The following is a 26,085-nucleotide window of genomic DNA, read 5'->3' on the forward strand; positions in this document are numbered from 1 at the left end:
AATTGCCTGTAAAAGAAGGATATTATACAAAATTTGATGTGATGCAATCTTTGCCCGAGTGGGATTCCCATACAAGGGAAATCGTTCAGCAGCGTTTGCATGGATCGGATACGTACGCCAATCTCACAATCATCGAAGCCGAAATCCTTAAATCCCTTTGTCAGCATATGACCGGTGAAGAAAGACCGGATGTCATACAGTATGCGGTGACTCATCTCGATCAGCAGTCGGCTGCGGCAAAAGGGGAAAGTCAACGAAAAGCAGGTACACCTCCTCTTGGCAAATTGATTGCAAACGGATTGCAGGCCTTCGAGCTGTCTGTTCGCGGGGAATGTATCGTATCGTTTTTAGAGTTGGAAGCAGGCAAACAACTGGAGATCGTGCAAAAAATACGGCAGGGTCATTATGATCGTCATTCCTGTTGGTTGGAACGCAATATTTCCCCAAACGTGTGGTTTCAAAAGCTTTTAGGAATTTTTACGGAAGCTGTGTATTCACATCCGGTCGTATGGTCGGAGATCGGATACGCCGGACCTGCGTATCCACGGGGCTATGTTCGGGTTGGTCTGCATGATATCGATCCATGGGAGGCGATAATGGATGTTTGATACCCGGTATCTGCAGGAAGAAGCGGATATTTGCATTGTCGGAGCAGGCGCGGCAGGTGGTGTATTGGCAAAAGAGCTGGCAGAAGCAGGGATGCGGGTAGTCGTGATAGAAGCAGGTCCTTTCCGCGATCCGCAAAAACATTTCGCCAGTGATGAACTGGCCATGGAGACTTTATCATGGGAAGAAACCCGGATTGTCGATGGAGGAGATCCTTTGCGCCTGGGTTCCAACAACTGCGGAAAAGGCGTCGGGGGCGGCACGCAACACTGGACAGCCGTCTGCTTGCGGTTTCATCCAAGTGATTTTCGCACATACAGTGAAGATGGAGTGGGTGTGGATTGGCCGCTTGCGTATGAAGATTTGGAACCCTACTACGCTCGGCATGAGCGGGAATTGGCCGTGTCCGGGCCGAAGCATTTTCCCTGGGGAGCGTTTCACGGCCCCTATCCATGGCCGGAGCGCAACCCGTTATCAAGCAATGCGGAAATTTTCCAAATGGGCTGCCAAAAGCTAGGAATTGATTGGTGTGTGACACCGTTGGTAATTTTGACCGGCCCCTTTGAAGGACGGGCGCCTTGTACAAATCGCGGTTTTTGCAACCAGGGCTGTATGCCCAACGCAAAATTCTCCACGTTGATTGTACACATACCGAAAGCGATCCAAGCGGGTGCGGTTGTATATGCGGATGCGACTGTCGTGGAAATCGAGATGGGCAAAGACGGAAAGGCAAAAGGCGTGGTGTTCGTTCATGATGGCATGACATATCGGCAAAAGGCGAAAATTGTAATTTTGTCCGCTTTTGTCGTAGAAAACCCCCGGTTGCTCCTGCATTCCGCCAATGCGCAATTTCCGAATGGCCTGGCAAATTCCAGCGGGTGGGTTGGAAAAGGCATTATGGTGCATTCTTCGGATGATGTGTATGCCAAATTTCCGGAGGAAATTCGATTTTACAAAGGTTCTCCCGTAATGGCAAGCACACAGGCCTTTTATGAAACAAATCCCAATCGGGGGTTTGTACGGGGCTATACGCTGCATGCGCATGGCAGCCGCCCGATGTCGATGGCAAAAGGCATTGCGACAACAGCCGGCATCTGGGGCAGGCAATTGCGGGAATTGATGTTGAACTACAATTTTTACGGGAGGGTTACTGTTGTCGGGGAAGTTTTGCCTGCTCCCTGGAATCGGGTGGCTTTGCATGCGGAAGAAACGGATGCGCATGGCGTTCCGAAAGCACACGTAACATTTACATATGGAGACAATGATAAACGTTTATTGGAACATGCGGTAAAAAAAGCGGAAGAAATTTTAGCGGCAGCCGGCGGCAAACCGGTTGTACGCACACATGATACGGCACATTTGATGGGCGGTTGCCGCATGGGAAAGGATCCTGCAACATCTGTGGTCAACAGGGATTGTCAGACACATGATATACCGAATCTGTTCATCTGTGATGCCAGTGTATTCCCGACATCCGGCGGCGGCAATCCGACGCATACCGTTATGGCCATCGCCGCAAGAACAGCAGATGCAATTAAAACCAAGACCGTCCGCCGGGAAATATAGAGAAGTAGTGTTCCATCTGCGTTCCATCCGCGAACAATAATCGACGTATCCGTTTTCAAACATGGCAAATCTGCTATTTGTCCTGTTTTTTAAACCATGGCCATTCCCACCAAGCCCATATGGCAACAATACATGCGATGATAAAATAACTCAGCATCGTGTGTCTCCTTCTTTTTTTCAATATGACTATAAAGACTATAAAGGATGAAATGTTTATAATGTTTTAAATGTTTGCAATGCATGAAATATTTATAATATCCGCTATGTTTATACTGTTGGAAGAACCATCTGTCCTAATGAAAATCTATCATATTTTGGCTCCCTTGATAATATAAGATTTTGTAAAGAAAGGGAGGGGAGCCTATGCCGACACATCGACCGCTGATATTGGCACATCGGGGATTTAGCGCAAAAGCACCGGAAAATACGCTGGCTGCGTTTGAAGCGGCCCGTCTGGCCGGTGCCGATGGCATCGAGTTGGATGTTCAATGTACGAAAGACGGGGAAGTTGTTGTGATACACGATGAACGGGTAGACCGCACGACAAACGGCCGGGGATGGGTGAAAGATTTTACCTATCAGGAGTTGCAGGGTTTGGATGCCGGGAGTTGGTTCCATAACACATATCGAGGGCAAACCGTTCCCCGCTTCATTGCTGTTTTGCAGTGGGCAAAACAGCACCGGCTGCTGTTAAACATTGAGTTGAAAACCGGAGTTGTGCAATATCCCCGGCTTGAACAAAAAGTCGTAGAATTGATTCGGTCACAGCAAATGACGGAACGGGTCTTGCTTTCCTCTTTTAACCATTATAGTTTGCGAACGGTAAAACGCATTGATCCCCGCTTTCGAATCGGTCTCTTGTATATGTGCGGAATGGTGGAGCCCTGGCTGTACGCGAACCGAATGGGGGCAAGCGCCATACAACCGTATTATCCGAACGTCATTCCGGAGCTTATGGCGGGGTGTCATGCCAATCGGGTGATGGTAAGCCCGTACCTGATTGATGATATAAAAGTGATGAAAGCAATGGCCGCCATGGGAGTCGATGCAGTCATTACGAATCATCCGGACCGCATGCGGCTTGTGCTGGCGGAACTATGAAGCGGGATGCCGCCGGCACTCTCATCGCTTGCGGCTGCGCAGACGGAAAGCAGATTTTCTTTTTGCTGATTTTCTAAGTCCTGTAATCAAGGCAAATGGAAGGATAAGGAGCAGGGAAAAAAATGTGCCGGCTTCTGTCAGCAACTGAATGATATACTGTGTCCGTGTTTCGAATTCCAGACTGACCGGAGAATGATTGAGCAAGACCACATACGTTCCTTCTGCCGCAAATTTTCCGGACTGAGGCGGCAGCACAACGGTTTGAAACCCGTTTTTTGCATGATAAAATCGCAAATTGCCGACGGGGTCTGTGCCGCCGTAATTCCAGGGCCCAATCACCGCTTCTCCGATGGTAATATCTGTTGCAAATGGACTGATCGTATAATAAGGATTGAAAATTTTAAAAAGCGAAAGAAATCCAATACAGAGAATGATAGCGATACAAACAATCACGAATGTTGGAATAAGTGAACCGGGGAATCCTTTTGGATTTCCCGGTCTTGTGTATCTGGTTTTTGGCATCCGGTTCGTATGTGTTTGTTGACGCGTAGGCTTCATGCGCATCCGTTTCATGGGAATTTGTCACCTCTGTACATCCTATGGGGGTAACAATCCATTCATGTCACTATGCTGTATGTGTGTAAATTGTTTCCTGAATTCGCGACGATAGTCACCGATTGCAGGGGGATGGCACCTGGTGCCCACTGTCACGAATTTAGTCTTTTTTATATAATGTTGTTTTGTTATGTGGTATTTTTTCAATTCGTTAGTTTACCATTTAATCATACGAGAAGGCTTACTAAGTGGTTTTTAAACGGGAAAAATAGCTCTTTCATCAGTCCTTTTTACATTACGTTCTTCAGTATCAATTGCACCGATCAAAATCCCCGGATCCCCTCGATCCGTCAGCACCTGACGGAACCTTTTGAATCGGCGGGATAGGGCTGGTTTTGTCCCAAATGTATTCCCGAAGCGCCTCTTTGCGAATGGATACGCCAAGCCCAGGTGCTTGTGGCAATGCCACATATCCTTGCTCAACTTTCATAGTGTGTTCAAAAAGGTTGGTAAAAGGGTTTTCCATTTCATCCCATTCGATCGGATCGATGTCCCAGGGAATGTTTGCTTTTGTGTAGGATTTGGCGGTGCTTGCAACATGCAATGTTGCAAGACGTGCCAATCCGCTGTCAAACGTATGCGGCGAACATCGAATCGAAAAACGTGCCGCGTATTGATAGAGCAAATGCAATTCGGAAATTCCTCCGATGTGCAGGATATCCGGCTGAATCAGATCGGCTGCGTCGTTCTGCATCCATTCGATACAACTGCGGACATCGGCCAAATTCTCACCGCCCGCAATTGCAAAAGGCGCCATCTGTTTGAGACGTGTATAGGATTGAGTCAATGATAACGGCATCGGTTCTTCCAACCATTGGATCGTTGGATACGAGCGCAATGCAAACAGCAATCGTCTGGTTGACGTTTCATCATAGGATTGATTTCCATCCACTGCGATCCCAAAACCTTTGGGAAGCATGTCGATCGCTTTTTGAATCAATTGCATGTCTTCTGCGAAAGGCAAAGCGCCAATTTTGATTTTTACCATGGAATGATTCGAATAGATACGGTTGAGCAATTGCTGCAGCCATTGATCGTGCGGTTGTCCCCCGCTATAGGATTGAAGTGATGCATAGACGGGCACCCGTTCCCGCACCGCTCCGCCCAATAATGTAGAAATGGGAAGACCAGCATGTTTTCCAAGAATGTCCCATAGAGCAATATCTACAGCAGCCCGAATTCTTGGCGTTGCTTCCTGCAACATCCGTAAAATCTGTTGTCTTTGCAGTTCATCTTGACCGCATAATTTCGTGTGCAATACTTCCGCTTCATGGACGATCATCGGCAGGGGGCCCGTACATTCCCCCCATCCGTCGATTCCGCTATTTGTCAGGATCTGTATCAGAACGGTAGAGCGATATGGCTTTATGCCATTGGCATCCCCGTACAATTTTTCCGGCTGATAATATAGCGGATATACGTTTACTTCCCGGATCATGTTTCTTCACCTTCCTGTCATAAGGCCGTAAATGTAATGCTGCCGCAGCTTTTCATTTTAAATTGGATTTTCACTGTACGATTTTCACTGTACTGTGTTTATTACATTCTTTGAGTGATTGGGTTTGTTGGGCATTCTTCTGGGTTCTCCTCCTATAGAGGATGTTCAAAAAGTTTTCGAAACATAACCGCAACAATTCCTGAAAACCGCATTACACGATTTCCCATCAAATTGTATTTCATCAAACTGCACTCCATCGAACTGCCGCAGCTGGAAGAATAGTAAAATTATTTCTTCGATTGCAAAATATGCTGGTTGCCCAATCTAGCAACTTCGTCCATAGTGAATGTAGAAGAATCATAGGAGGAATTTTTGATAGTGTTGAAAGTGAATCGAACCTTCCGTACACTAGGCATGATGGCTATGAGCTTGGTTATCGGAGTATCTGTTTCGAGTTGCATCTCTCGGGATACACATGCAAATGCGGATACAACCCAGGCAATACTGGCTCCTTTTCAAGACATTGGGCAAAGTTACGCCAAATCGCAAATTAGCGATTTATACAATAAACAAATTCTATCAGGCGTTGGCAATGGTTTGTTCGAACCGGCACGTCCTGTAACACGAGCGGAATTTTTGACCATGCTCGACCGTTTATTACATATCCAGCCTGTGCAGGCGTCAATTCCGGCGTTTTCAGATGTTTCGCCAGATTCCTGGGAGTATCCGTGGGTACAAGCGGGCATCAATTTGCAGTTGGCGTATGGAGTGGACAGCCATACATTTGCTCCCAACAGTCCGGTTACACGGGAAGAAGCGGCTGCCATGCTGGCAAGAGCGATCCAACCGCTGGCAGGGAATTTGCAATCTGCCACAGGCGCAGGTCCGGCACCTTTTGCTGATATGAATCTGGTGCATTCCTTCGCATCAACGTACGTTCAGCAAATGCAGGCATGGGGCATCATACACGGCGATGAACAAAACGATTTTCGGCCGATGGACCCGTTGACGCGGGAAGAAGTTGCAGTTATGTTCGAAAATGTGCTGCAAAAGCTGCCTGCGTTGCAAAGCAACACTTCCGCTGCTGCTGCGACCGCAACAAACGGCAACGGAACGAGCGCTTCTCTCATACAGTTGGGATGGCAATACAATCAATCCACTGCCGATTTTGAAGCGAGTGTGCAAGCGTCAAACACAATCAATACACTTGCGCCAAGATGGTTTTATCTCGGGAAAAATGGACAAATACAGGTATCCGGCACGTTGGATTCCTCCCTTGTCACATGGGCTCATCAAAATGGAAAGCATGTCTGGGCGCTGGTGGGAAACCGATTCGATATGGATACGACAAGGCAAGTGCTTTCTCAGGAGAATCAAAGGCAGCAATTGATTCAGCAATTGGCCGGTTATGCGAAACAATACAACCTGGACGGAATCAATATCGATTTTGAAAATCTGGACCCCAATCATGCGTCTGATTTTTCCACATTCATACAGGAGCTGGCAAGTGTATTGCACCGACAGAATGTACTGCTTTCTGTGGATATTCCTCCTGATTCGGGAACGGACTGGAGTCAGCCGTTTAACGATCAGGCACTTGGCCAAAGCGCCGACTATCTGGTCATGATGGGATATGATGAGCATTGGGCCAACGATCCGACGGCCGGTTCCGTATCGTCTTTGCCGTGGCTTGATAAAGGACTGACTACTTTATTGGTGCACGTTCCTGCACAGAAAGTGATAGTGGGATTGCCGTTTTATACAAGAGGCTGGTATCAAACAAACGGGCAGTCGAGTTCTACAGAATATTCGATCGCTCAAGAAGAAAATGTTGTCAAACAAGCGAATGCAAGTTTGATCTGGAACGATTCTCTCGGTCAATATGTGACTCAATTTGCAACCGGCGGAACCTCGCAAACGGTATGGGTAGAAGACAGCCGTTCCCTGTCTTTGAAAGCACATTTGGCCTTGACAAAGGGAATCGCCGGATTCGCCTATTGGTATATGGGCGGCGAAACTGCAGATGTGTGGACAAGTCTGTCCAATGTGTTCCGCCTAAAATAATGATACGCCAACAAATTGCCGATGGAAAAGTCAGGCACATGTAACCGAAGATGATAAAATAAAAGGGCCACGGAACAGCCGTGGCCCAAGTTTTCTTTACAAAGAGAAATTAATGCGTACGGTAGGAAGACTCGGAAATGTCGCTTAAAGCTTCGCCGGCTTCATTTACGTGGATGCTGACAGTTGCCAAGTCGCCGATCGCTACGATTCCCACAAGTTTTCCCTGGTTATCACAAACAGGCAAACGGCGTATCTGATGTTCCGCCATCAGATTGGCTGCCTCGTGCGCATCCATTTCAGGTGTGCCTGTTACGATTTGTTTGCTCATGCAATGGCTGACCGGGCAGCTTTTCGGGTCCATTTCCTTTGCAATACATTGAATGACAATATCCCGGTCTGTAATCATCCCGACAATCCGATCCCCATTGACCACTGGCATGGAACCTGCATTGATCTGTTGCATTTTCTTTGCAGCTGCTACACATGTATCATTTTCTGTAACAGTAGTCACTTGACTTGTCATGAGTTCACGTAACTTCATTTGATCGCCTCCATAGTTTTCCGCATTTGTCTGTTTTCTTGCAGAATCAAGTGAACAGATTGATGAACGGATCAAAGTCAACGCAAGTTATGATCCGTACACGGATAGTATGAGCCGAACAAAAAGGAATTATGAAGATTATGATGAAGATTCACGTGTGCCCCAATTTGTTTTCTCTTTGATATAGTTCCAAATCAGGTAAAGACCATAGATGCCAAACAGTACATGCAATAAATTCTCGGCTGCTTCGAAGTGCATCGATCCCCATTGCGGGAAGATGAATGAGGCAATGCCCATTATGAGAAATGTCGGCGCCGTTACGATGCAAAACGTTTTTGCATAGATCAAGTCAACGGTTGGCCGGGATACTGCAAGAGCAAAAAGCCCAATGGCAAATCGAAACAAGTTTTGGATCAAATCAAATTGAATGATGCCAAAAATTTGATTGGTAAATGCACTTAGAATGCCTAGAAGCAGGAAAATCCAGCCAATGATTCGGGCATACTGTTTCATGTACATCGATCCCTCTTCTCTTATATTTTTGATTCGTTCTCATGGTTTCGTTTGGTACATGCCTATGAAGATTTGCAGACAACTATGCTTGTTTTGTCATATCTAATGTCCAAATTTCATAATAAAAGCCATCAGAGTTTGTTTGGAGGTGGCGCTTGTTATGGAATCGAAACAATTATATGGAATGATGCGGAAAATAGCGAAAGACTGCAGGTCACATGGTTGCAAATCTGCAGTGATTGGTCATAACAGTCAAACCATTGCAGGGATTTTTGCCCGATTGTGGATGGAACATTTATATGAATCCATACATTCTCTTTATTATATTGACTTGGCGACGCCTGCCATTTGTCAATATGGGATGTATGAATTGGCAACAGATTGTGGATTCCGGATACATGTTGCTCCTGTTATCGGAGGATTCAATGGTTCCATGGAGATCTATTTCAATGATGGAAGCAGACATACAATGGATGTATTTGAGAATGTTGAACAAGGGGAGTGGATGATGCAGCCAACGATTCGATCGCGAATATTCCGTGATATGGAAAATGGCGAATGCATGCTTGCACAGTACAAACATGAACCAACTGTGATGAAACAGTATTTCCTGTCTCTGATATCGGACCAGATTCCTCCATATCAGATCCGGCGCTCACGCTATCGGATTGTGGCAGGGTTTGACGATCCTTGTTATTCCCGTTTTGTCATTCAGCACTTTAATTCGTTGGGATGCAAAGTGATTCCATATTTGTATCATACATCTTCCGGGCAAGAATTATCCAGAATGGTTTTGGCACATCAAGCGGTTTGCGGAATTGTCTTTGATGATTGTTTGAATGTAAAATGTTTCAGTTCGGAACAAGGGGATTTTTTGGAAGGGCACAAAGAGATTCACGATGTATTGTTAAAACATTTTTTCAAACAACATTCGAAACATATGGAAACTGTATTGCCGCATTCATTGGAAATGGACGGAATTTGGATTATGACCCGTATGCTGGAATGGATGGCGTCAACGAATACATATCCGTCCGAAATTTTCCGCTTGGATTTGCCAAGTTCTCCATCGGCTGTCTGGGGAGCGCCGGCAGAAGGATAAATACGTGATCGATACGCACAATGTCCGAGTAATGAATTTGGCACAAAGAGCGCAAGAAATTTGGAAAAGAGGGTTTAAGAGTAAGAATGGGAGCTGATTCAATATATGCCAAGATCTCTCGTTTTAGGGAATCACAGAATTTTCGTAGGACTCGATCAAGGATTAAATATTCGCGACTTATATTATCCACATGTCGGACAGTTGAATCATATCGGCGGCAACCGAAACAGTATGGGAGTTTGGGTAGATGGGCAATTTACTTGGCTGGATGAACAAGATTGGTCGATTTCTTTGCGCTACAAAGAAGATAGTTTGGTTACAGATGTGATTGCGAACAATGAGGCGCTCGGTCTGACATGTTTTATTTCCGATGCGGTTCATTACCGGGAAAATATTTTTCTGCGCAACATCGACTGTATCGATCATGTAGGAAATCGAGATGTCCGCTTTTTCTTTACACATGACTTCTCCATCGATGAAACGGAAGTAGGTGATACGGCAGCATATGAACCGGAATTGGATGCGGTTTTTCACTATAAGCGCCATCGGTATATTTTGACAAGCGGACAGACCGATCAAAACGGCATTTTTGAATATACAGTCGGTTTAAAACGATTTCACAATCTTCAAGGAACCTGGAAAGATGCGGAAGACGGACATTTGGAAGGTCATACGATTGCGCAGGGATCTGTCGATAGCACGATTAGTTTCCGGTTGCAAACAGAACCGAATGTGCCGCACTCGGTATCCTATTGGTTTGCTGTTGGCCATAGCTTCCCGGAAGTGAAACGCTTGCATGAGCTTGTCAAGAAACATACGGCTGGCCGGATGTTGGAAGAAATCAACGGCTATTGGCGGCAATGGGTGCGCAAAGGGAAAGAAGATTTCTGTGATCTGCCATCGGAACTTGTCCAATTGTATCGGCGAAGCATGTTGATCATTCAAACACATTGTGATTATAAAGGAGCGATTTTGGCCGCCAATGATTCTGACATCATGCAGTACAATCGGGACCATTACAGCTATATGTGGCCGCGGGACGGTGCATTGGTGGCTCTTTCCTTAAGCAAATCAGGGTGTTATCAACAAGCGGTCAAATTCTTTGAATTCTGTGCAGACGCATTGACAAAAGGCGGGTATCTTCTGCATAAATACAATCCGGACGGATCGGTAGGCTCCAGTTGGCATCCGTTTGTGCATGACGGAGCACCTCAATTGCCGATTCAGGAAGATGAAACGGCATTGGTTCTGTATGCGCTCTGGGAGCATTACCAAATCTATCGGGATATTGAGTTTATAAAAGAGCTCTATCCGACGTTGATCCGTCGAGCTACCGATTTTTTGACCACCTACGTGCTGCCCGATTTGCAATTGCCGGAGTCTTCCTATGATCTTTGGGAAGAACGAAGAGGGATTTTCGGGTTTACTGTCGCTACTGTCATTGCCGGCCTTAGGGCGGCTTCAAAATTCTCTGCCGTCTTTGGAGAATATGAGCGCGCCATGGCGTTGGAGCAATTTGCGGATGAAATGCGTATGGGCATGTTAAGGCATTTGTATGATCCGAATACAGGAAGATTTGCCAGAGGCATTTACGTCAACGGGAAAGGCGTCGTACAAAAAGATATGACATTGGAAAGCAGCCTGTATGGCATATTCGCATTCCAGATCGTACCGACGGATGATTCCCGCCTCGCGCGTACGATGCAAGCGGTTTGGGACGGATTGCGAATTCGCACGCCGATCGGTGGAATTGCCCGCTATACGAATGATCAATATTTTGGCCGCGCGGCAGGCAATCCAGACATACCCGGGAATCCATGGTTTATTTGCACATTATGGGCGATCGACTGGGACATCGAAAAAGCAGAGTCGCTGCAGGATTTACAAAATGTAAAAGACAAACTTCTTTGGGTCAAACAGCATGCATTGCCGAGCGGCGTTTTTCCGGAGCAGATCGATCCGCTCACCGGCGAGCCGTTATCCGTAGCGCCTTTGACTTGGTCCCATTCGACGTACGTGCTTACCATTTTGCGCTATTGTGAAAAATATCGGGAATTAAAAGGTACGGGAAGATAGTCAGATCGTTAAAAATAGGGTGGCCGTTTCTGCCGGAATACGGTACTGTTCCGGCGGCACGGCCACCTTCTTTTTGAAAGGTTCAACCAGCTATCTTTTCATTTATCGTTTCATTTTTTCTATTTTCTTTTGTAAATTTTTTATGTAGTAGATGGGTCCGCTGGCACTTTTATGATTCATGATTTCTACTGTTTTCACGATGGCTACAACTGCTTGCGCAACTGTTGTTTCTTGTTTCGGATGAAAAGCGTTATCTGAACCTTTCATAATGCCGAGACCGTCAACAATTGCTACATCTCCGATGAAATCATTTGCAATCTGATTTTTATCGGCAAAAGGCACTTGAAAAATCGATGAATATTTTGCCAAATCCTCATAGCCAAGAGCACGAGTCAACAACTCTGCAAGTTCTTCCCGCGTGACGTTGTCATTCGGATTGAATTGCGCCCCTTTGCTAATCCAATGATTGTTAACTGCCGCTTCTACATATGGGAAATATTTGCTTCCTGATTGCACATCGCTAAATGTTGCAGCCTGATTGGGATTCATCTGCAGCGGCACTCCAATGGCTAATATCAGCATGCGAATCAGATCTCCTTTTGTTATAGCGGAATCCGGATGAACTTTCCCGTTCACAACCTGCAGAATTCCACGATCGATCATCATTTGCAGCTGTTTTTCCGCCCAGTGTCCCTGAATGTCAGTGGCTTGCTGTGTTTGATCACTGACAGATTGACCATACGGAGATACCCATGCGCCGCTCACAGCGTCTAATACCTCGCCTGGCTTCGTTGCATGCGGGGCATACACGAGCATAAAGTGGTCAGACGGGCCTGTGCCATCCGCATTCATCGGCTGCACATACTCCAGTTCCAATGGATTGCTCTTGGCAAACTCGGCTTTTGCCTGATCCGCCGGGATGACATGGGATGGATCCGGATAGCTGACTTTGCCGCCTGCCGCATTTGCAAACGTATTGTGAAAGTAATTTTCGATTTCGCCGGTCGCTGCGTTGACCGCGATATTGACAGTATTCATATCGCTTGGAATGCCGTTTACCAATTCTCCGAATGAGAAATTGTACTGAACCGGATGTTGGCTGTTGGAGCCTTTCCCTATAAATTTCCCGATGAATTTGGGAGCAGGCATAAAGTATAAGGCACGTGTTTTATTTGGCAGCACTTGCTTGATAAAGTCGACCGCTTTCTGTCTTGCAGCATCTTCCGAAATGACGGTGGCGGGAGGCTTTTGACCAGGTCCGAATGCCGGATTCCAGCGATTGAAATTGAGCAGTTGTCCGGTCTGTGCATCGATCGTGACGTTTACATTCATGCTTGGACCCTGTGGCGGCTGCGAATTTTTGTACCAGTTGAAGGAATAGGTTTTCGTACCGTTGTAGTCGTTCATCGATTGGTTCATGCTGTAGCTGTCGTCAACTCCTGCATATTTCTTGGCGATTTGCAATGCCTGATCGGCAGTCAGAGGTTGCTGCAGCGTCGGCGGATTGGAATCCTGGCCGCTTGGATCAATCACCTGAATCGTTTGGCTGCCGGCAGCAGGATTGACCGGCTTGCCGGTATTGTCGATCCAATCGTCCGTTTTCGCATCGATCCAAAGCGGATATGAAGCGGCGCTGCCGGCATATGGACCAGGCTGCAGCAATTGATTGTACGACATGCCGGGTTGATAGACCAAGTGGATATCCGGCCCGTTTTGCTTGAACGGCTCATAAAAGGGCTGGTATGCCAAGCGCATGTTTAGGTCGTGGTTATATGTGTTTTGGGCTTTGGAAACATCAATCACTTGTTTGGCATCCGGAAATGCGGACGAAGGAATATTTGACCAGTGAAAATTATAACTGGTGATTGTGCCGTTGCCGTCTACGCCGATCTGAAACGTATCGGAAGGTACGGGTATTCCGTTGACGACCCTTTGGAATGTCAAGTTATAGAGGAATGGCCCGCGCAAGGATCCTTGGTTTGTCACAACGGGATAGGCGATTTTGCGGACGGATTGGGATGTTTCCGGCTGCAGTTTTCGAATCAGGGACAATCCGATGGCAGCCGCTTGATCCTGCGATATTTTGGGTGGAAACGTGCTTTGTTGTTCGGCCTGGCTCCATTGGTTAAAGTTCAACAATGTTCCCGTGACGGCGTCGACGGTAGCATTGATATTGCCGACCGTTTTTTCGCCAGGCTGCCCCAGTTGCCAACCGAGATTCCAGACCGGATGATGATTTTCCGACATCGGGCCAAAGTCGGACTGCAAAGATGCATAACTTGGAGCGTTGTTGGGAACAGGCAAAACAGCCTTGACGATGGCAGCAGCTTCGTCCTGGCTGATTTTTGCATTTGCAGTTGATGGTGCGGTTGCCGATCCTTGGGCGCTGCTTGCTGATGAAGAAGCAATGCCTGCAGAGGATACTGCTGCTGTGTCAGCAAATGCAGGGGCGGATGACAGCATGGCAGAGATGGTGAGTGTTCCCGTCATAACGATTGATACAATAGCATTGCGATAGTTCAAACTATTCTCCCCCATTCCAATACATAAACTTGTCAAGCCTCCATTTTCGCAATAAACATGCGTTCCATACATGGAGGCAACTGCTAGAAAAATTTTCTTACACATGTATTGACGAAATAAGGAAGAGATTTGTTTCAATATTTCGCGAATGAAAATTGGTATTTCGAAAATTAAAAACGGCCATTTTCCCAAGCAGATTTATCGATGAGAGTATGTCCTTGATATGTATCTGCACTGATCATAAGATTTGAGACATCACCCCAATCTTTCGTCAAGGGCAGACCAATCATCAGCCGGTTGTCATCGATTGTCATGCTGGCGTTTTCCAGTCGGGCGTAGAGGCGGCTGTTATCCGCCAGTGAGTATTCAATCAGATGATTGGATAAAAACTTCATATCATCTCTGGTTGTCGATTGATTGGAATGAAATGCACGAAATCGGATGAAATACGAGAGATCTGCAGAAATTTCTTGCCGCATCTGCAAAACGATCCATAATTTTTGCTGCCATTTAAATACATACAAAGATCTTATATCACCTGCTCCATGCAGCTTGCGGGTAAACGTATCGCCAATCGGATCGATAATCAACGGACGCGGTACATGTTCCTGTTTCTGAAAATCAGGAAACGTATCGACACCAGGGATCTGCTGGGGAGGATATGTGCCAAGCAGATCGTTCTTTCTGATAAATGCTTCGAGGAAAGGTTCCATGACTCGTTCCTGTGAGCGGTATTGTTGTATCGCAGTCCGTTTTCGCCCTTCTTCTTCTTGTGTCAATGGCAGGTCAAACCAGCGGGTTCCTACCTGCAGCAGCGATATGGGCGGCTGCAATCCGAGATTCGGTTCATACGCCCAAGGAACCGGCCAATCATATCTGTGGACCAAATACGTCCATTCTTTCGCATGGTATTGCATTTGTGTAATTGTATATTTTGTAAACGCTTGTGTAGCCCAGTGATCATGGTGAACATCATTCGGGTCGGGATACAAGATATCGGTGGGTTGATACTCTCTGATAATAGCCGTCAGATTTTTTACCACATTCGTTCCGCAATATGGGGCTTGCTTTTCGTATGCAAAAGGGTAAGGAGCATGTGTGCAGCCGTTTAACGCTTTATGCAGATGAGAATACTCCCAATTGTTTTGCCACAGGCCATTTACGCCGCCATCCGGATAGCCCAGGAAGATCATGTCGGCAGGCGCAACCCCGAGCGCTTCCAAACCATGAACGGATTCATCATGGCGAACATAACCAAGTTTGCGGAAGTCGCTTGGTTTTGGGGCAGCGATATGAAATTGTTCCCGCACAGCTTTTCGATATCCGTCTCCGGTTGTCATGATTACCACTTTTACCTGCTTGTGATGTTCCAATTGTTTGAGGATGGCCCCCGCGCCTCCTAATGTTTCATCATCCGGATGTGGCGCGATTACCAGCAAACGGTCGCCAAACGTTTGATTGGATACGGGTGGTTCACGGCTCGGTTGAGCGTGAAACCAGTCGGGAAAGCGAAGATAAAATGCCAATAAGAAACAAAAGGCAAGTATGGCAACAATCAGGACCGCACGTTTCCAGCTACGCTTCAACATGTCTCACCAAGATCTCAGCGCCTTTTTCGCACGGCTTGTTCCCAACGGCGCAAGTTTGGATACGGGTCAAATGCCCACTCATGCTTGCCGGTATCTTTATACATGCCAAAATGAAGATGTGGCGGGAATTTGCCGGACGTGCCAATTTTTCCGTATCCGGAACTGCCTACATAGCCGATAACTTCTCCAGGTTTAACCACCGTTCCTTGTTTGATCCCTTTCGCATACCCCGATAAATGCGCATAATAAAAGTACAAATTGTCGACTGTACGTATGCCCACACGCCAGCCGCCGTATTTGTTCCATCCTAAGGATTCGATATATCCATACGTAACAGATAGTACAGGTGTGCCATAAGGGGCGAAAATATCGGTTCCTTCGTGAATTCTGCGTCCCCCCCAAGAACGTCCGTCCCCCCAGGTATCCTTATATGAATAATCCCGTTTTACCGGAATCGGAAATACGAAAGATTGTAAAGATGTCGAGTTGCTATGTTTGAATATTTCCCGATATTCTTCGATGCGCGTGACTATGTTCGGATCCTCATAAAATTGCAATAACGTATGCTCAAGCTTTTTTTCAGAAGTGCCGTTTTTAGCCAAATAGGAAAAAAAGGACTGGGTGACATCGTTGCGAGACGTACGGAGAGCTTGTCCGTCACCGTCGGCATCTTGGCCGATACCGCCAAATACCCGTATGATGCCGGGATTTGTCTCATCCGAATGTGGATTTAACAAACCGCTCCACCAACGATCCGGAATATAAATATGTGTTTGTTGGTCAGAATTGTTTTTTTTGTGAATATTAAATTCATACTGATGGATCGCTGCGATATCATACCAGTTCAGCCCCGTTTGCTTCGACAATTGTTCAATCCACGCTGGAATGGGGGCTGTTGGACCAGGAACTGCGACATTCGCTGAAACAGATGTTGCACAGAATCCGGTTGACTGTAAATTGATCATTGCGGGAAGTGTTAAAAACAGCAAACGTAGCGTCTTTGTTGTTTTCCAGTTCCGCATGTCCATTCCCCCTTGAACACGTTTAAAATTGATTCGGAACTTGGCGAAGCCAAGTTTTCTTTATTGCGTATCAGGATGTATACTAGTAATAATGATTTTGAGTGACTGTATTCAATTTTCAAACAATTGTGATGGTTGCCGAAAAGGAGGTCTGATCGATGAACCAGCCACAACAAGTCAGCGGCACAATCATCGGCAATCCTGTCCCTTTTAAGGATGTAGAGAATGATAAATCTTCCTACGTGGTTCGGATGATGCTAGATGAACCGTTCGTTTTTGATAAACACCCAATTTTAGATGTTTTCGTCCATATTCCCGGAAAGGAGACAGATTTGCATGTAGGCACCCGGATTCGGGTCAGCGGCGAATTGACAACACAGCATGTGATCACACGTTCAGGCAAATCTGGCAGACGAGGAATTGTGCATATTCGTCCACTTCTTTTGGAGCGATTATAAAATCGGGCAAACAAGTTGTTCGTGTAGCTGCATTTGAACAAATGGCTCATGCGTTTAGGGATTAGTATGGCATTCGTTGCAAATCATATGCACGGATCGTATTTGGAAAGACGTAAATAAAGTGTCACCAAATGTGCAAAAACCGCATATGTTTGATATCAGTGTCTACTCTGTATATGCGGATATGTACAGCAAGGGATTGAATTGGATGGATTGCGTATTTGCTATCACCTGGAAATCAACATACCTGGAAATCAACTATTGAAAAATAAACACGAAGGAATTATACTAACTTTTGGAATTGTATGGAGCAGTACACATGCAAAGGAACCAGCATTCACTTAAAGGGTTAGGACCTCATAGGACTAACTTTCCCCCGTGGTGGATGGCGCAGGTCCCGCATGCTTGAAAGAGCATGAATATTTTTCAAAGGGGGATCTTTACATGAATACCATGGGGCGTCATGTCATTGCTGAATTATGGGAATGCGATATTGAAATACTGGATGATTTGCAAAAAATCGAAAGAATTATGGTGAATGCGGCTCTCGAAGCGGGCGCGGAAGTAAGGGAAGTCGCTTTCCACAAATTTGCCCCCCATGGAGTGAGCGGTGTTGTTATTATTTCCGAATCCCATTTGACAATCCACAGTTTTCCGGAACATGGGTATGCAAGTATCGATGTTTACACTTGCGGCCAACGAATTGATCCAAAGGTTGCATGTGATTATATAACGATGCAATTAGGCTCAAAACGGCGCGAATCGATTGAAGTGCCGAGAGGTCTGGGGAAAATCGATGTATCTGAGCAAAAACTGGAAATATTATAAAGCCAAATATCAAGGAAATGAGTTGCAATTATTTAGAAACGCCGATATAATTAAGCATTGTTGAAGCTTTTGCAGACTATATGGAGCAATGGATTCCGGGCTCGGTAGCTCAGTCGGTAGAGCAGAGGACTGAAAATCCTCGTGTCGGCGGTTCGATTCCGTCCCGAGCCACCATTTAAGCGGCGCCATAGCCAAGTGGTAAGGCAGAGGTCTGCAAAACCTGTACTCCCCAGTTCGAATCTGGGTGGCGCCTCCAGTTTTTTGTCTATTGACAATTCAGTTGGAAATTTGTTATAGTATTCTTTGAATTTAATGCAAGAAGAAGCTTGGGCTTCTCACCCGCGCGACGTCGAATGACTGTTTTCGGGTTATCTGAATTGACTAGTTATAGTTGCTAGTAGTGAGATAACGTTTGATATGCGGGTACATATGTGCCCGTTTTTTATTTTCCATTTTTTATTTATCTGGAGGTGACAGGCTATTAGCAAAGACGATGTTCAGATTAATGAAGCGATTCGTGCTCGTGAAGTTCGATTGATTGACGTGAACGGGGATCAGTTGGGAATTGTTGCGTTTCGTGAAGCTTTGCGCATTGCCAGTGAAAAAAATCTGGATCTGGTGAATGTCGCTCCGACCGCAAAACCACCCGTGTGCCGGATTATGGATTACGGGAAGTTTAAGTATGAGCAAAGCAAGCGTGAAAAAGAGTCACGGAAAAATCAAAAAGTGATATCCATTAAAGAAATACGGATGACGCCGAATATCGAAGAACACGATTTTGAAACGAAACTGCGGAATGTCATGAAGTTTTTAGAAGCGGGTGACAAAGTGAAGATCGCTGTCCGTTTCCGTGGCCGGGAGATTACCCATACGGCAATCGGGCAAAGCGTATTGGAGCGTATGGCGAAAGCTGTTGAAGAGATCAGTATGGTGGAACGTTCGCCAAAGCTGGAAGGCCGCCAAATGATTATGATTTTGTCACCGAAACAAAGCTAGTTAGACTTGAAACGGAGGATACTTCGATGCCAAAAATGAAAACACATCGCGGAGCTGCTAAACGGTTTAAGAAAACGGGTTCCGGTAAAATCAAACGCAGTCATGCGTTCACAAGTCACTTGTTCGCCAACAAATCCCAAAAGCGCAAGCGCAAATTGCGCCATGCAGGTCTTGTTTCCAAAGGCGACCAAAAACGTATTGCACAAATCATTACGTATCTATAGGCAGCCAGACATACTTTAGTTATTGATTTTGAGGAGGTTTTCATATGCCAAGAGTGAAAGGTGGCACGGTTACCCGTCGCCGTCATAAGAAAATTTTAAAATTAGCCCGCGGGTATCGCGGTTCCAAACATCGTTTATTCCGTACTGCCAACCAGCAGGTCATGAAGTCCTTAATGTATGCATACCGTGACCGTCGAACCAAAAAACGTGAATTCCGCAAATTGTGGATCGCACGGATCAATGCGGCTGCTCGCAACAACGGTTTGTCATACAGCAAATTAATGCATGGATTAAAAGTTGCGGGTATTGAAGTAAACCGCAAGATGCTTGCCGATCTCGCTGTGAATGACGGCAAAGCATTCTCCGAATTGGCTTCTTTAGCGAAAACAAAGCTAAACGCGTAAAGAGTATCTGAAATGGACCTACAGAACTTGCTGTAGGTCTTTCTTCATATAACACATGGGAACAGGTATTCATTTGAAACAAGGGAGACAATTACACAGGTAAAGAAAGTACAATCTCAGGGAAAAGAAGTCCAATCGATGATGGAGGAAAGACGTGTGCAATTAGAACCCATCTATTCTTTAAAAAACCCTCGAATAAGGGAATGGGCGGCATTAAAGCAAAAAAAATACCGTGATCAGACCGGGCAGTATTTGATTGAAGGCGTACGTTTGGTTGAAGAAGCCTTGCAATCGGATTGTGACCTGGAATACATACTATATAATAATGACCGGATGAACGAACGGTTACATGATCTCGTAGCAGAAATCGAAACACGCGGGCTGAATCTGGTGGAATGCACGGAACAAGTATTGGCGCAAGTTGCCGATACCAAAACACCGCAGGGAATCGTTGCGATTGCGAAAAAATCACAAACATCCATCGATTTTGCCGCTGCGGATCGAGCAAAACCTGTGATTTTGGTCGATGGAATGCAAGATCCGGGCAATTTGGGCACAATCATACGAACGGCAGATGCAGTAGATGCATGTGCAGTTATAGTAAGCGAGAATACGGTTGACCCATACCATCCCAAAGTAGTAAGAGCGACAATGGGGTCTTTATTTCATCTTCCGGTCAGGGAACTGCCCGTAACGCAGGCCATTGAGCAAATGAAGGAAAGAGGATTTCAAATGATCGGTTCATCTTCTCATAATGGGGAAGATTATTTTCGCGCAGATTTAACAGGGCCGTTGGCATTGATCGTCGGCAGTGAAGCACATGGAATTTCTTCGGAACTGGATGCGTATGTCGATTCATGGGTGTGTTTGCCGATGCTTGGCAAAGCAGAATCGCTGAATGCGGCAATTGCGGCAAGTGTGATGATGTATGAAGTGGTCAGGCAGAAAAGCATTAAGAATGAAACGGTGTAAAAAGAGGTATTGCATTTTTTTGCCGGATGTATTATACTCCAATTTAAAATTTGCATACATGACAGACGTTGAAAAAGAGAGTATGCCCATGTTTTTTCGCCAGGGAGAGCTTGCCTTTGACTGAAAGCAGCTTGCTGAAACATGTCGCAGAAGTTCGCTTTGGAGTCTTGTGCCTGAATTTTGTTTTTCTGACGATTGTGTAAGGTGCAACGGTGTTGACCGTTATCAGAATGAAGCGGAAAATGATGGATTCATTTTCAAAAAGGGTGGTAACGCGGAACCTTCGTCCCTAATGAGTGACGAGGGTTTTTTTATTTGATGTCACGGTGATTCAAAGGACAGATAAAAACAGATAAAGACAGATAAACAAAAGACGAAAACATCTGCAAAGGAGGATTTTATCATGCAACAACAACTGCAGGAATTGCGGCAACAAGCGCTGCGTGAAATCAAGTCCATCAAGAATTTACAGAATCTACAAGAATGGAAAGTCCGCTATCTCGGCAAAAAAGGATTGCTGACTCAAGTATTGCGGAGTATGGGAGAATTGCCGGCAGATGAACGACCGCTTATGGGACAATTGGTAAATGAAGTGCGTGGAGCATTGGAGCAAGAATTAGCTGCCAGTGAGCAAAAAATCAAGCAACTGGAATTAAACAATCGTCTCAATCAGGAATGGATCGACGTAACGTTGCCGGGAAGACGGCAGCTTCCTGGAACAGAGCATCCGCTCTTGCAAGTGATTCGGGAAATCGAAGATATTTTCGTGGGTCTTGGCTTTGAGATTGCAGAGGGACCGGAAGTGGAGACCGATTATTATAATTTTGAAGCATTAAATCTTCCGAAAGATCATCCGGCAAGAGATATGCAGGATACGTTTTATATTACGGAAGAATTGCTGATGCGAACACATACATCGCCTGTTCAGGCGCGGACGCTTGAGCGAAAAAAACCGGATCCGCTGCGGATCATTTGTCCCGGACGCGTGTATCGCAGAGATGAAGACGATGCAACACACTCCCACGCCTTTAATCAAGTGGAGGGACTGGTTGTCGACAAAGGCATACGCATGAGTGATTTGAAAGGCGTATTGCTTACATTTGCCAGACAAATGTTTGGTGGAGAGCAAAAGATCCGGCTGCGTCCAAGCTTTTTCCCATTTACGGAACCAAGTGCGGAAGTGGATGTCTCTTGCATTATCTGTAAAGGCGCAGGATGCCGTGTTTGCAAACATACCGGATGGCTGGAAATTTTGGGTTCAGGAATGGTGCATCCGAAAGTGTTGGAAATGGGCGGATATGATTCGGATGTATATACAGGGTTTGCGTTCGGCATGGGAGTGGAACGGATCGCCATGCTGAAATATGGAATTGATGACATCCGGCATTTTTATGTCAATGATGTTCGATTCTTGCGTCAATTTACAGCGCGAAGATAAGTTTTTTGAAGGAGTGGACGATGAGTGAAAATCACATATAAGTGGCTGCAAGAGTATGTATCGTTAGAGGATATATCGCCCGAGCAATTGGCTGATGTATTGACAAACCGCGGAATACCGGTTGAAACCATTGAATATCGGAATCAAGGTGTAGATGGGGTTGTTGTAGGAGAAGTATTGGCGACAGAGCAGCATCCGAATGCGGATCGTCTAAAAGTATGCCAAGTGAATGTCGGCAATTCTGAACATTTGCAAATTGTTTGCGGCGCTCCAAACGTTAAGCCGGGGCAAAAAGTTCCTGTTGCTTTGGTTGGCGCCAAACTTCCGGGTTTAGAGATCAAAAAGGCGAAATTGCGCGGTGTGGAGTCACAGGGAATGTTATGTTCGGCAAAAGAATTGGGCCTTGAAACGAAATTGCTGCCCAAAGAACAGACGGAAGGCCTGTTTATTCTGCCTGTTGATGCGCCGATTGGCGAATCGATTGTGACGTATCTTGAATTGGATGACTGCATATTGGATTTGGAACTTACACCCAATCGTTCCGATTGTTTAAGCATGCGTGGAGTGGCATATGAAGTCGCAGCGATCTTGAATCGCAATATTCATATGCCAAAAATCTCTTGTCATGTGGATGAGCAGGTGTCTCCCTTGCATGTCCGGATTGATTCGGAAAATTGCAGGTATTATGCGGGGCAAGTGGCAGATGGCGTAAAGATCGGGCCGTCTCCCATTTGGATGCAAATGCGGTTGTTGAGCGTGGGTGTACGACCGATCAGCAATATTGTTGATATTACCAACTATGTCATGTTCGAATACGGCCAACCGCTGCATGCGTTTGATTGGCAAACAATTGCGGATCAAACCATTGTTGTACGCCAAGCAAGACAGGAAGAGAATTTGATGACATTAGACGGACAGCACCGAACATTAGATGACACGATGTTAGTGATAGCAGATCCGCATAAAGCGATCGGACTGGCAGGCGTTATGGGGGGAGAAAATTCGGAGGTTACGAGCGCAACGGAGCGAATTGTGATTGAATCGGCCGTTTTTGATTCGATCGTCGTGAGAAAAACTGGAAAAGCATTAGGACTTCGCTCGGAAGCCCAAAGCCGTTTTGAAAAAGGCATTGACCCTGCCATCGTCAATGAAGCATTGCAACGGGCCACTGCTTTGATGGCAAGCTATGCAGGCGCTGTTCCGATTGGAAAGGCGGTAACAGCCGGCATTCTGCCAAAACTCGAGAAACGAATCGAATTATCTGCGGACAAGGCAAATGATTTCCTTGGGACGAATTTGCCGCCGCTGCAAATCCATGGAATTTTGCAGGCGCTAGGATTCGGTGTGGAAGATGCAGGGGCGGGTGTATGTTTCGTAGACGTGCCTTCCCGCCGTATGGATATCACGTTGCCGGTCGATTTGATTGAAGAAGTTGCCCGCATGTACGGATATGATGAAATCCCTACGACTATGCCTGTCGCTCCGACAAATCAGGGATTTCTTACAGAAGAACAGAAAATCAGGAGAAGAATTCGCGAAAGTTTTATCAGTGAGGGATTGCAAGAGGTATTTACGTATGTATTTGTCAATGAACAATCGCTGCAGAAGCTAGGATCGTCTTTGGAATCCTTCGGCAAACCCATACGCTTGGCGTTGCCGATGTCAGAGGAGCGCTCTGTGCTAAGAACAAGTCTGCTGCCATCCTTATTGGAAGTTGTACAGTACAACGCAAATCGAAAGCATGCAAATTTACGCTTGTTTGAGATCGGAAAAGTGTATACATCCAAATCGGAAACGCTGACAGAACTTCCGCAAGAACGATATCAAATCGCTGCCGTCCTGACGGGGAAAATCACTTCGGAAGCAGTAGGAAGTGAAGCGCGGATTGTGGATTTTTACGATGCAAAAGGTGTTGTCGAGACTGTATTTGAATCGATTGGCATCGAACAGATTACGTTTGTACCGGAATCGCAAATTTCCTACTTGCATCCGGCGCGGACGGCGAGAATTCTTTGGCAGAATCATTCCGTTGGAGTGATTGGCGCATTGCATCCTTCCGTGGAAGAATCATTTGATGTGCCAAGCGCATACTATATCGAACTGGATCTGGAATCGTTGCTTAAGGCCTGCAAAGGTGCCATAACGTTTGTGCCAATGCCGAAATATCCTGCCATTGTCCGTGATATTGCAGTTGTGATCGATCGTCAAATCCATGCTTCGAGTCTGTTGAACACGATTCGCAACGCGGGAGGAGAATGGGTTCGCCAGGTAAAAATATTCGATGTTTTCGAAAGTGCACAAATCGGAGAGCATAAGAAAAGTGTCGCGATTACGATTGAATATCGTTCCGATCAGCGGACGTTGACAGATGAAGAAGTGCAAAATGTTCATCAAACCATTCTGGATACGTTGTTCCGTGAATATCAGGCACAACTTCGTGCATAATGGAAGGGAGAAGCACTCTCCCTTTTTGCATTTTTTATCGCCGGTCGGCCAATCTGGAATTTCCGTTCCGATCCTTGGTATAATTGGCATAGAAAAACGTATAATCGAGAAAATACGGGGCAGTTGAAGGGAGACTTTTCATGAGTCAGCAAGATTTAAACCGAATTCACGTAGATATTTTCGGTCATCAATATTCCTTGCGCGGACAAGCCTCCTCTGCACATATGCGGTTAGTCGCGGCATTGGTCGACGAGAAAATGAAGGAAATCGCGCAGGTGAATTCCCGGTTTGACTTAGGAAAGGTAGCAGTGTTATCCGCAGTCAATATAGCAGATGAATACATTCGCTTGCTTGAAGAATATAAAGATTTGCTAAATGCATTGCAACAAGATATTGATAAGACGAAAACAAAGACATAGGGGGATCGCATTGCACCTCGTAGATGTTTTGATCGTTGTTTGTATTGCTGCCGGCGCGTGGTCAGGATACCGATCAGGCGCCATTCGACAAGTCTTGCGGATTGGCGGTACGGTTATTTCGTATTGGGTCGCCATTCGCTATCCTTCGATTTTGGAACCGCTGGTTCTGAAAATTGACGATCAATGGGGCGGTAAAATCATTGCGGGATTTGGGACATGGGCGGTTCAGGGCGTGTCGATACTTTTGACTTTCGCACTGTGCCATCTTCTTGTTTCTTTACTCACCTTTGTCATTCAAGGCATTTTTGACTTGCCTGTGCTGTCCTTTGTCAATCGAATGGCAGGCACTGTGCTTGGCACGTGTATTGCTTTTTTGCTTATCGCCATTGTTGTACAGGTTTCAAATTATGTACAAATCCCTACCCTGAACAAGGCAATCGCTCAATCAAATATTGCTCAATCGTTTTCTCACATACTTTTGAGCGGTTTGCCATCCATTCATGGACCCATTCAGGGGATACCGTCCCGTTCAAACCCGTTCCACATTTCCTATTGATCTTGCATGTAAAGATCTTACTTGTAATGATCTTGCGCGTAAAACGAAGGACGAATGAAATGAAAGCTCAATGGAAAGGAGAAAGCCGCAGATCAGCTTTCTCCAATTCCATTTATGTCGCCTTTTTCAGACACAAATGGGTCGATTTGCAGTAAACTCTAATGTCTGTCTCGTGTGTCACCTGTCCCGCGAATTTCTGTTGGGATAAACAGATCGATAATCCCGATTACAAGTGAGGCGAGCAGTGCGCCAAGCAATGAGACACGCATGCCTGGAACAAATAATTGCGCCAGCCAGATGACGACAGCTCCAGATATGAATCCGATAATTCCACGGCCATAAGGGGAAATGCCGCGACCAAAAAGTCGTTCAATTACCCAACCCATTGCTGCAATGACGATCGCTGCAACTAAGGCCGACCAGAAATTCAGGTGGCCAAAACCTGGTACGATAAATCCTACAAACATTAGAACCAGGGCCGAAACGATGAATCGTACTATAGTACCAAGAAAACTCATCTTGAACCCTCCTAAGTTGAGATCACTGTGCTCATTATTGTTACCGAATTGCTGAAAAACATAGCTGGTTT

General features: G+C 45.9%; 24 protein-coding genes, 2 tRNA genes and 1 other annotated feature. Of the genes, 18 read left to right on the forward strand and 8 right to left on the reverse strand.

The annotated features are described in order from the left end of the window. Window positions 1-2 precede the first annotated feature (2 nt). The 3 genes from LSG31_RS11245 to LSG31_RS11255 all read left to right on the forward strand — a co-directional run bounded on the left by LSG31_RS11245 (window position 3) and on the right by LSG31_RS11255 (window position 3,273). Window positions 3-608 (forward strand): gluconate 2-dehydrogenase subunit 3 family protein, encoded by a 606-nt coding sequence (locus LSG31_RS11245; protein WP_347439347.1) that lies wholly within the window; start codon window positions 3-5, stop codon window positions 606-608. Continuing rightward, a complete protein-coding gene (locus LSG31_RS11250; RefSeq protein WP_347439348.1) occupies window positions 601-2,172 on the forward strand; it encodes a GMC family oxidoreductase in 1,572 nt (523 codons plus the stop codon). The genes LSG31_RS11245 and LSG31_RS11250 overlap by 8 nt, the downstream gene beginning before the upstream one ends. Before the next feature lie 363 nt (window positions 2,173-2,535). Further along, the gene (locus LSG31_RS11255) at window positions 2,536-3,273 is read left to right on the forward strand and encodes a glycerophosphodiester phosphodiesterase (protein ID WP_347439349.1); all 738 of its coding nucleotides are present in this window, start codon (window positions 2,536-2,538) and stop codon (window positions 3,271-3,273) included. 21 nt (window positions 3,274-3,294) lie between these two features. Here LSG31_RS11255 and LSG31_RS11260 read toward each other — a convergent pair whose 3' ends face one another. Further along, window positions 3,295-3,846, reverse strand: a complete 552-nt coding sequence (locus LSG31_RS11260) for a hypothetical protein (RefSeq protein WP_347439350.1) — start codon at window positions 3,844-3,846, stop codon at window positions 3,295-3,297. A gap of 292 nt (window positions 3,847-4,138) precedes the next feature. After that, on the reverse strand, window positions 4,139-5,326 hold the full coding sequence (locus LSG31_RS11265) for a mandelate racemase/muconate lactonizing enzyme family protein (protein WP_347439351.1): 1,188 nt from the start codon (window positions 5,324-5,326) through the stop codon (window positions 4,139-4,141). 378 nt (window positions 5,327-5,704) lie between these two features. Between LSG31_RS11265 and LSG31_RS11270 the strand changes: the two genes are divergently transcribed. Next, on the forward strand, window positions 5,705-7,390 hold the full coding sequence (locus LSG31_RS11270) for a glycosyl hydrolase family 18 protein (protein ID WP_347439491.1): 1,686 nt from the start codon (window positions 5,705-5,707) through the stop codon (window positions 7,388-7,390). 109 nt (window positions 7,391-7,499) lie between these two features. Here the strand turns inward: LSG31_RS11270 and LSG31_RS11275 are convergent, their stop codons facing one another. Together LSG31_RS11275 and LSG31_RS11280 are read right to left on the reverse strand one after the other, a co-directional pair. Continuing rightward, on the reverse strand, window positions 7,500-7,931 hold the full coding sequence (locus LSG31_RS11275) for a CBS domain-containing protein (RefSeq protein WP_347439352.1): 432 nt from the start codon (window positions 7,929-7,931) through the stop codon (window positions 7,500-7,502). Window positions 7,932-8,069: 138 nt separating this feature from the next. Continuing rightward, window positions 8,070-8,444, reverse strand: a complete 375-nt coding sequence (locus LSG31_RS11280) for a DUF4383 domain-containing protein (protein ID WP_347439353.1) — start codon at window positions 8,442-8,444, stop codon at window positions 8,070-8,072. Window positions 8,445-8,604: 160 nt separating this feature from the next. Between LSG31_RS11280 and LSG31_RS11285 the strand changes: the two genes are divergently transcribed. Together LSG31_RS11285 and LSG31_RS11290 are read left to right on the forward strand one after the other, a co-directional pair. Then, window positions 8,605-9,546, forward strand: a complete 942-nt coding sequence (locus LSG31_RS11285; RefSeq protein ID WP_347439354.1) for a hypothetical protein — start codon at window positions 8,605-8,607, stop codon at window positions 9,544-9,546. A gap of 105 nt (window positions 9,547-9,651) precedes the next feature. Continuing rightward, window positions 9,652-11,622 carry a glycoside hydrolase family 15 protein gene (locus LSG31_RS11290; RefSeq protein ID WP_347439355.1) on the forward strand — a complete coding sequence of 657 codons (1,971 nt, stop codon included), beginning with the start codon at window positions 9,652-9,654 and terminating at the stop codon, window positions 11,620-11,622. 102 nt (window positions 11,623-11,724) lie between these two features. On the opposite strand, the gene LSG31_RS11295 is transcribed toward LSG31_RS11290, so the two are convergent. The 3 genes from LSG31_RS11295 to LSG31_RS11305 form a co-directional block, all read right to left on the reverse strand. Beyond that, window positions 11,725-14,145 carry a YcdB/YcdC domain-containing protein gene (locus LSG31_RS11295; RefSeq protein ID WP_347439356.1) on the reverse strand — a complete coding sequence of 807 codons (2,421 nt, stop codon included), beginning with the start codon at window positions 14,143-14,145 and terminating at the stop codon, window positions 11,725-11,727. 170 nt (window positions 14,146-14,315) lie between these two features. Then, window positions 14,316-15,731: a PIG-L deacetylase family protein gene (locus LSG31_RS11300; protein WP_347439357.1), complete on the reverse strand. Its 1,416-nt coding sequence runs from the start codon at window positions 15,729-15,731 to the stop codon at window positions 14,316-14,318. A 17-nt stretch (window positions 15,732-15,748) separates the two neighbouring features. Further along, the gene (locus LSG31_RS11305; protein ID WP_347439358.1) at window positions 15,749-16,756 is read right to left on the reverse strand and encodes a M23 family metallopeptidase; all 1,008 of its coding nucleotides are present in this window, start codon (window positions 16,754-16,756) and stop codon (window positions 15,749-15,751) included. Window positions 16,757-16,914: 158 nt separating this feature from the next. On the opposite strand from LSG31_RS11305, the gene LSG31_RS11310 reads away from it, so the two are divergent. The 12 genes from LSG31_RS11310 (at window position 16,915) to LSG31_RS11365 (ending at window position 25,496) form a co-directional block, all read left to right on the forward strand. Continuing rightward, window positions 16,915-17,214, forward strand: a complete 300-nt coding sequence (locus LSG31_RS11310; RefSeq protein ID WP_347439359.1) for a hypothetical protein — start codon at window positions 16,915-16,917, stop codon at window positions 17,212-17,214. Between the two features lie 444 nt (window positions 17,215-17,658). Further along, the gene (gene speD, locus LSG31_RS11315) at window positions 17,659-18,042 is read left to right on the forward strand and encodes an adenosylmethionine decarboxylase (protein ID WP_347439360.1); all 384 of its coding nucleotides are present in this window, start codon (window positions 17,659-17,661) and stop codon (window positions 18,040-18,042) included. Window positions 18,043-18,140: 98 nt separating this feature from the next. Further along, window positions 18,141-18,216 (forward strand) — tRNA-Phe (locus tag LSG31_RS11320). A gap of 7 nt (window positions 18,217-18,223) precedes the next feature. Continuing rightward, window positions 18,224-18,298, forward strand: a tRNA-Cys gene (locus tag LSG31_RS11325). A 224-nt stretch (window positions 18,299-18,522) separates the two neighbouring features. Beyond that, window positions 18,523-19,038, forward strand: coding sequence for a translation initiation factor IF-3 (infC, locus tag LSG31_RS11330; protein WP_347439492.1), 516 nt, complete (start codon window positions 18,523-18,525; stop codon window positions 19,036-19,038). A 26-nt stretch (window positions 19,039-19,064) separates the two neighbouring features. Continuing rightward, a complete protein-coding gene (gene rpmI, locus LSG31_RS11335; protein WP_347439361.1) occupies window positions 19,065-19,262 on the forward strand; it encodes a 50S ribosomal protein L35 in 198 nt (65 codons plus the stop codon). A gap of 44 nt (window positions 19,263-19,306) precedes the next feature. After that, on the forward strand, window positions 19,307-19,666 hold the full coding sequence (gene rplT / locus LSG31_RS11340; protein WP_347439362.1) for a 50S ribosomal protein L20: 360 nt from the start codon (window positions 19,307-19,309) through the stop codon (window positions 19,664-19,666). A 156-nt stretch (window positions 19,667-19,822) separates the two neighbouring features. Continuing rightward, window positions 19,823-20,638: a TrmH family RNA methyltransferase gene (locus tag LSG31_RS11345; RefSeq protein ID WP_347439363.1), complete on the forward strand. Its 816-nt coding sequence runs from the start codon at window positions 19,823-19,825 to the stop codon at window positions 20,636-20,638. Window positions 20,639-20,697: 59 nt separating this feature from the next. Beyond that, window positions 20,698-20,932 (forward strand) — a binding site (T-box leader). 109 nt (window positions 20,933-21,041) lie between these two features. Then, a complete protein-coding gene (gene pheS, locus LSG31_RS11350) occupies window positions 21,042-22,076 on the forward strand; it encodes a phenylalanine--tRNA ligase subunit alpha (protein ID WP_347439364.1) in 1,035 nt (344 codons plus the stop codon). A gap of 24 nt (window positions 22,077-22,100) precedes the next feature. Then, entirely contained in the window at window positions 22,101-24,521 is a 2,421-nt protein-coding gene (pheT, locus tag LSG31_RS11355) for a phenylalanine--tRNA ligase subunit beta (protein WP_347439365.1), read from the forward strand. Window positions 24,522-24,661: 140 nt separating this feature from the next. Beyond that, window positions 24,662-24,940, forward strand: coding sequence for a cell division protein ZapA (gene zapA / locus LSG31_RS11360; protein ID WP_347439366.1), 279 nt, complete (start codon window positions 24,662-24,664; stop codon window positions 24,938-24,940). Between the two features lie 10 nt (window positions 24,941-24,950). Continuing rightward, entirely contained in the window at window positions 24,951-25,496 is a 546-nt protein-coding gene (locus LSG31_RS11365) for a CvpA family protein (RefSeq protein ID WP_347439367.1), read from the forward strand. Window positions 25,497-25,654: 158 nt separating this feature from the next. On the opposite strand, the gene LSG31_RS11370 is transcribed toward LSG31_RS11365, so the two are convergent. Further along, on the reverse strand, window positions 25,655-26,014 hold the full coding sequence (locus LSG31_RS11370; RefSeq protein ID WP_347439368.1) for a phage holin family protein: 360 nt from the start codon (window positions 26,012-26,014) through the stop codon (window positions 25,655-25,657). Between the last annotated feature and the right edge of the window lie 71 nt (window positions 26,015-26,085).

The organism is Fodinisporobacter ferrooxydans (assembly GCF_022818495.1).
Lineage (GTDB): Bacteria > Bacillota > Bacilli > Tumebacillales > MYW30-H2 > Fodinisporobacter > Fodinisporobacter ferrooxydans.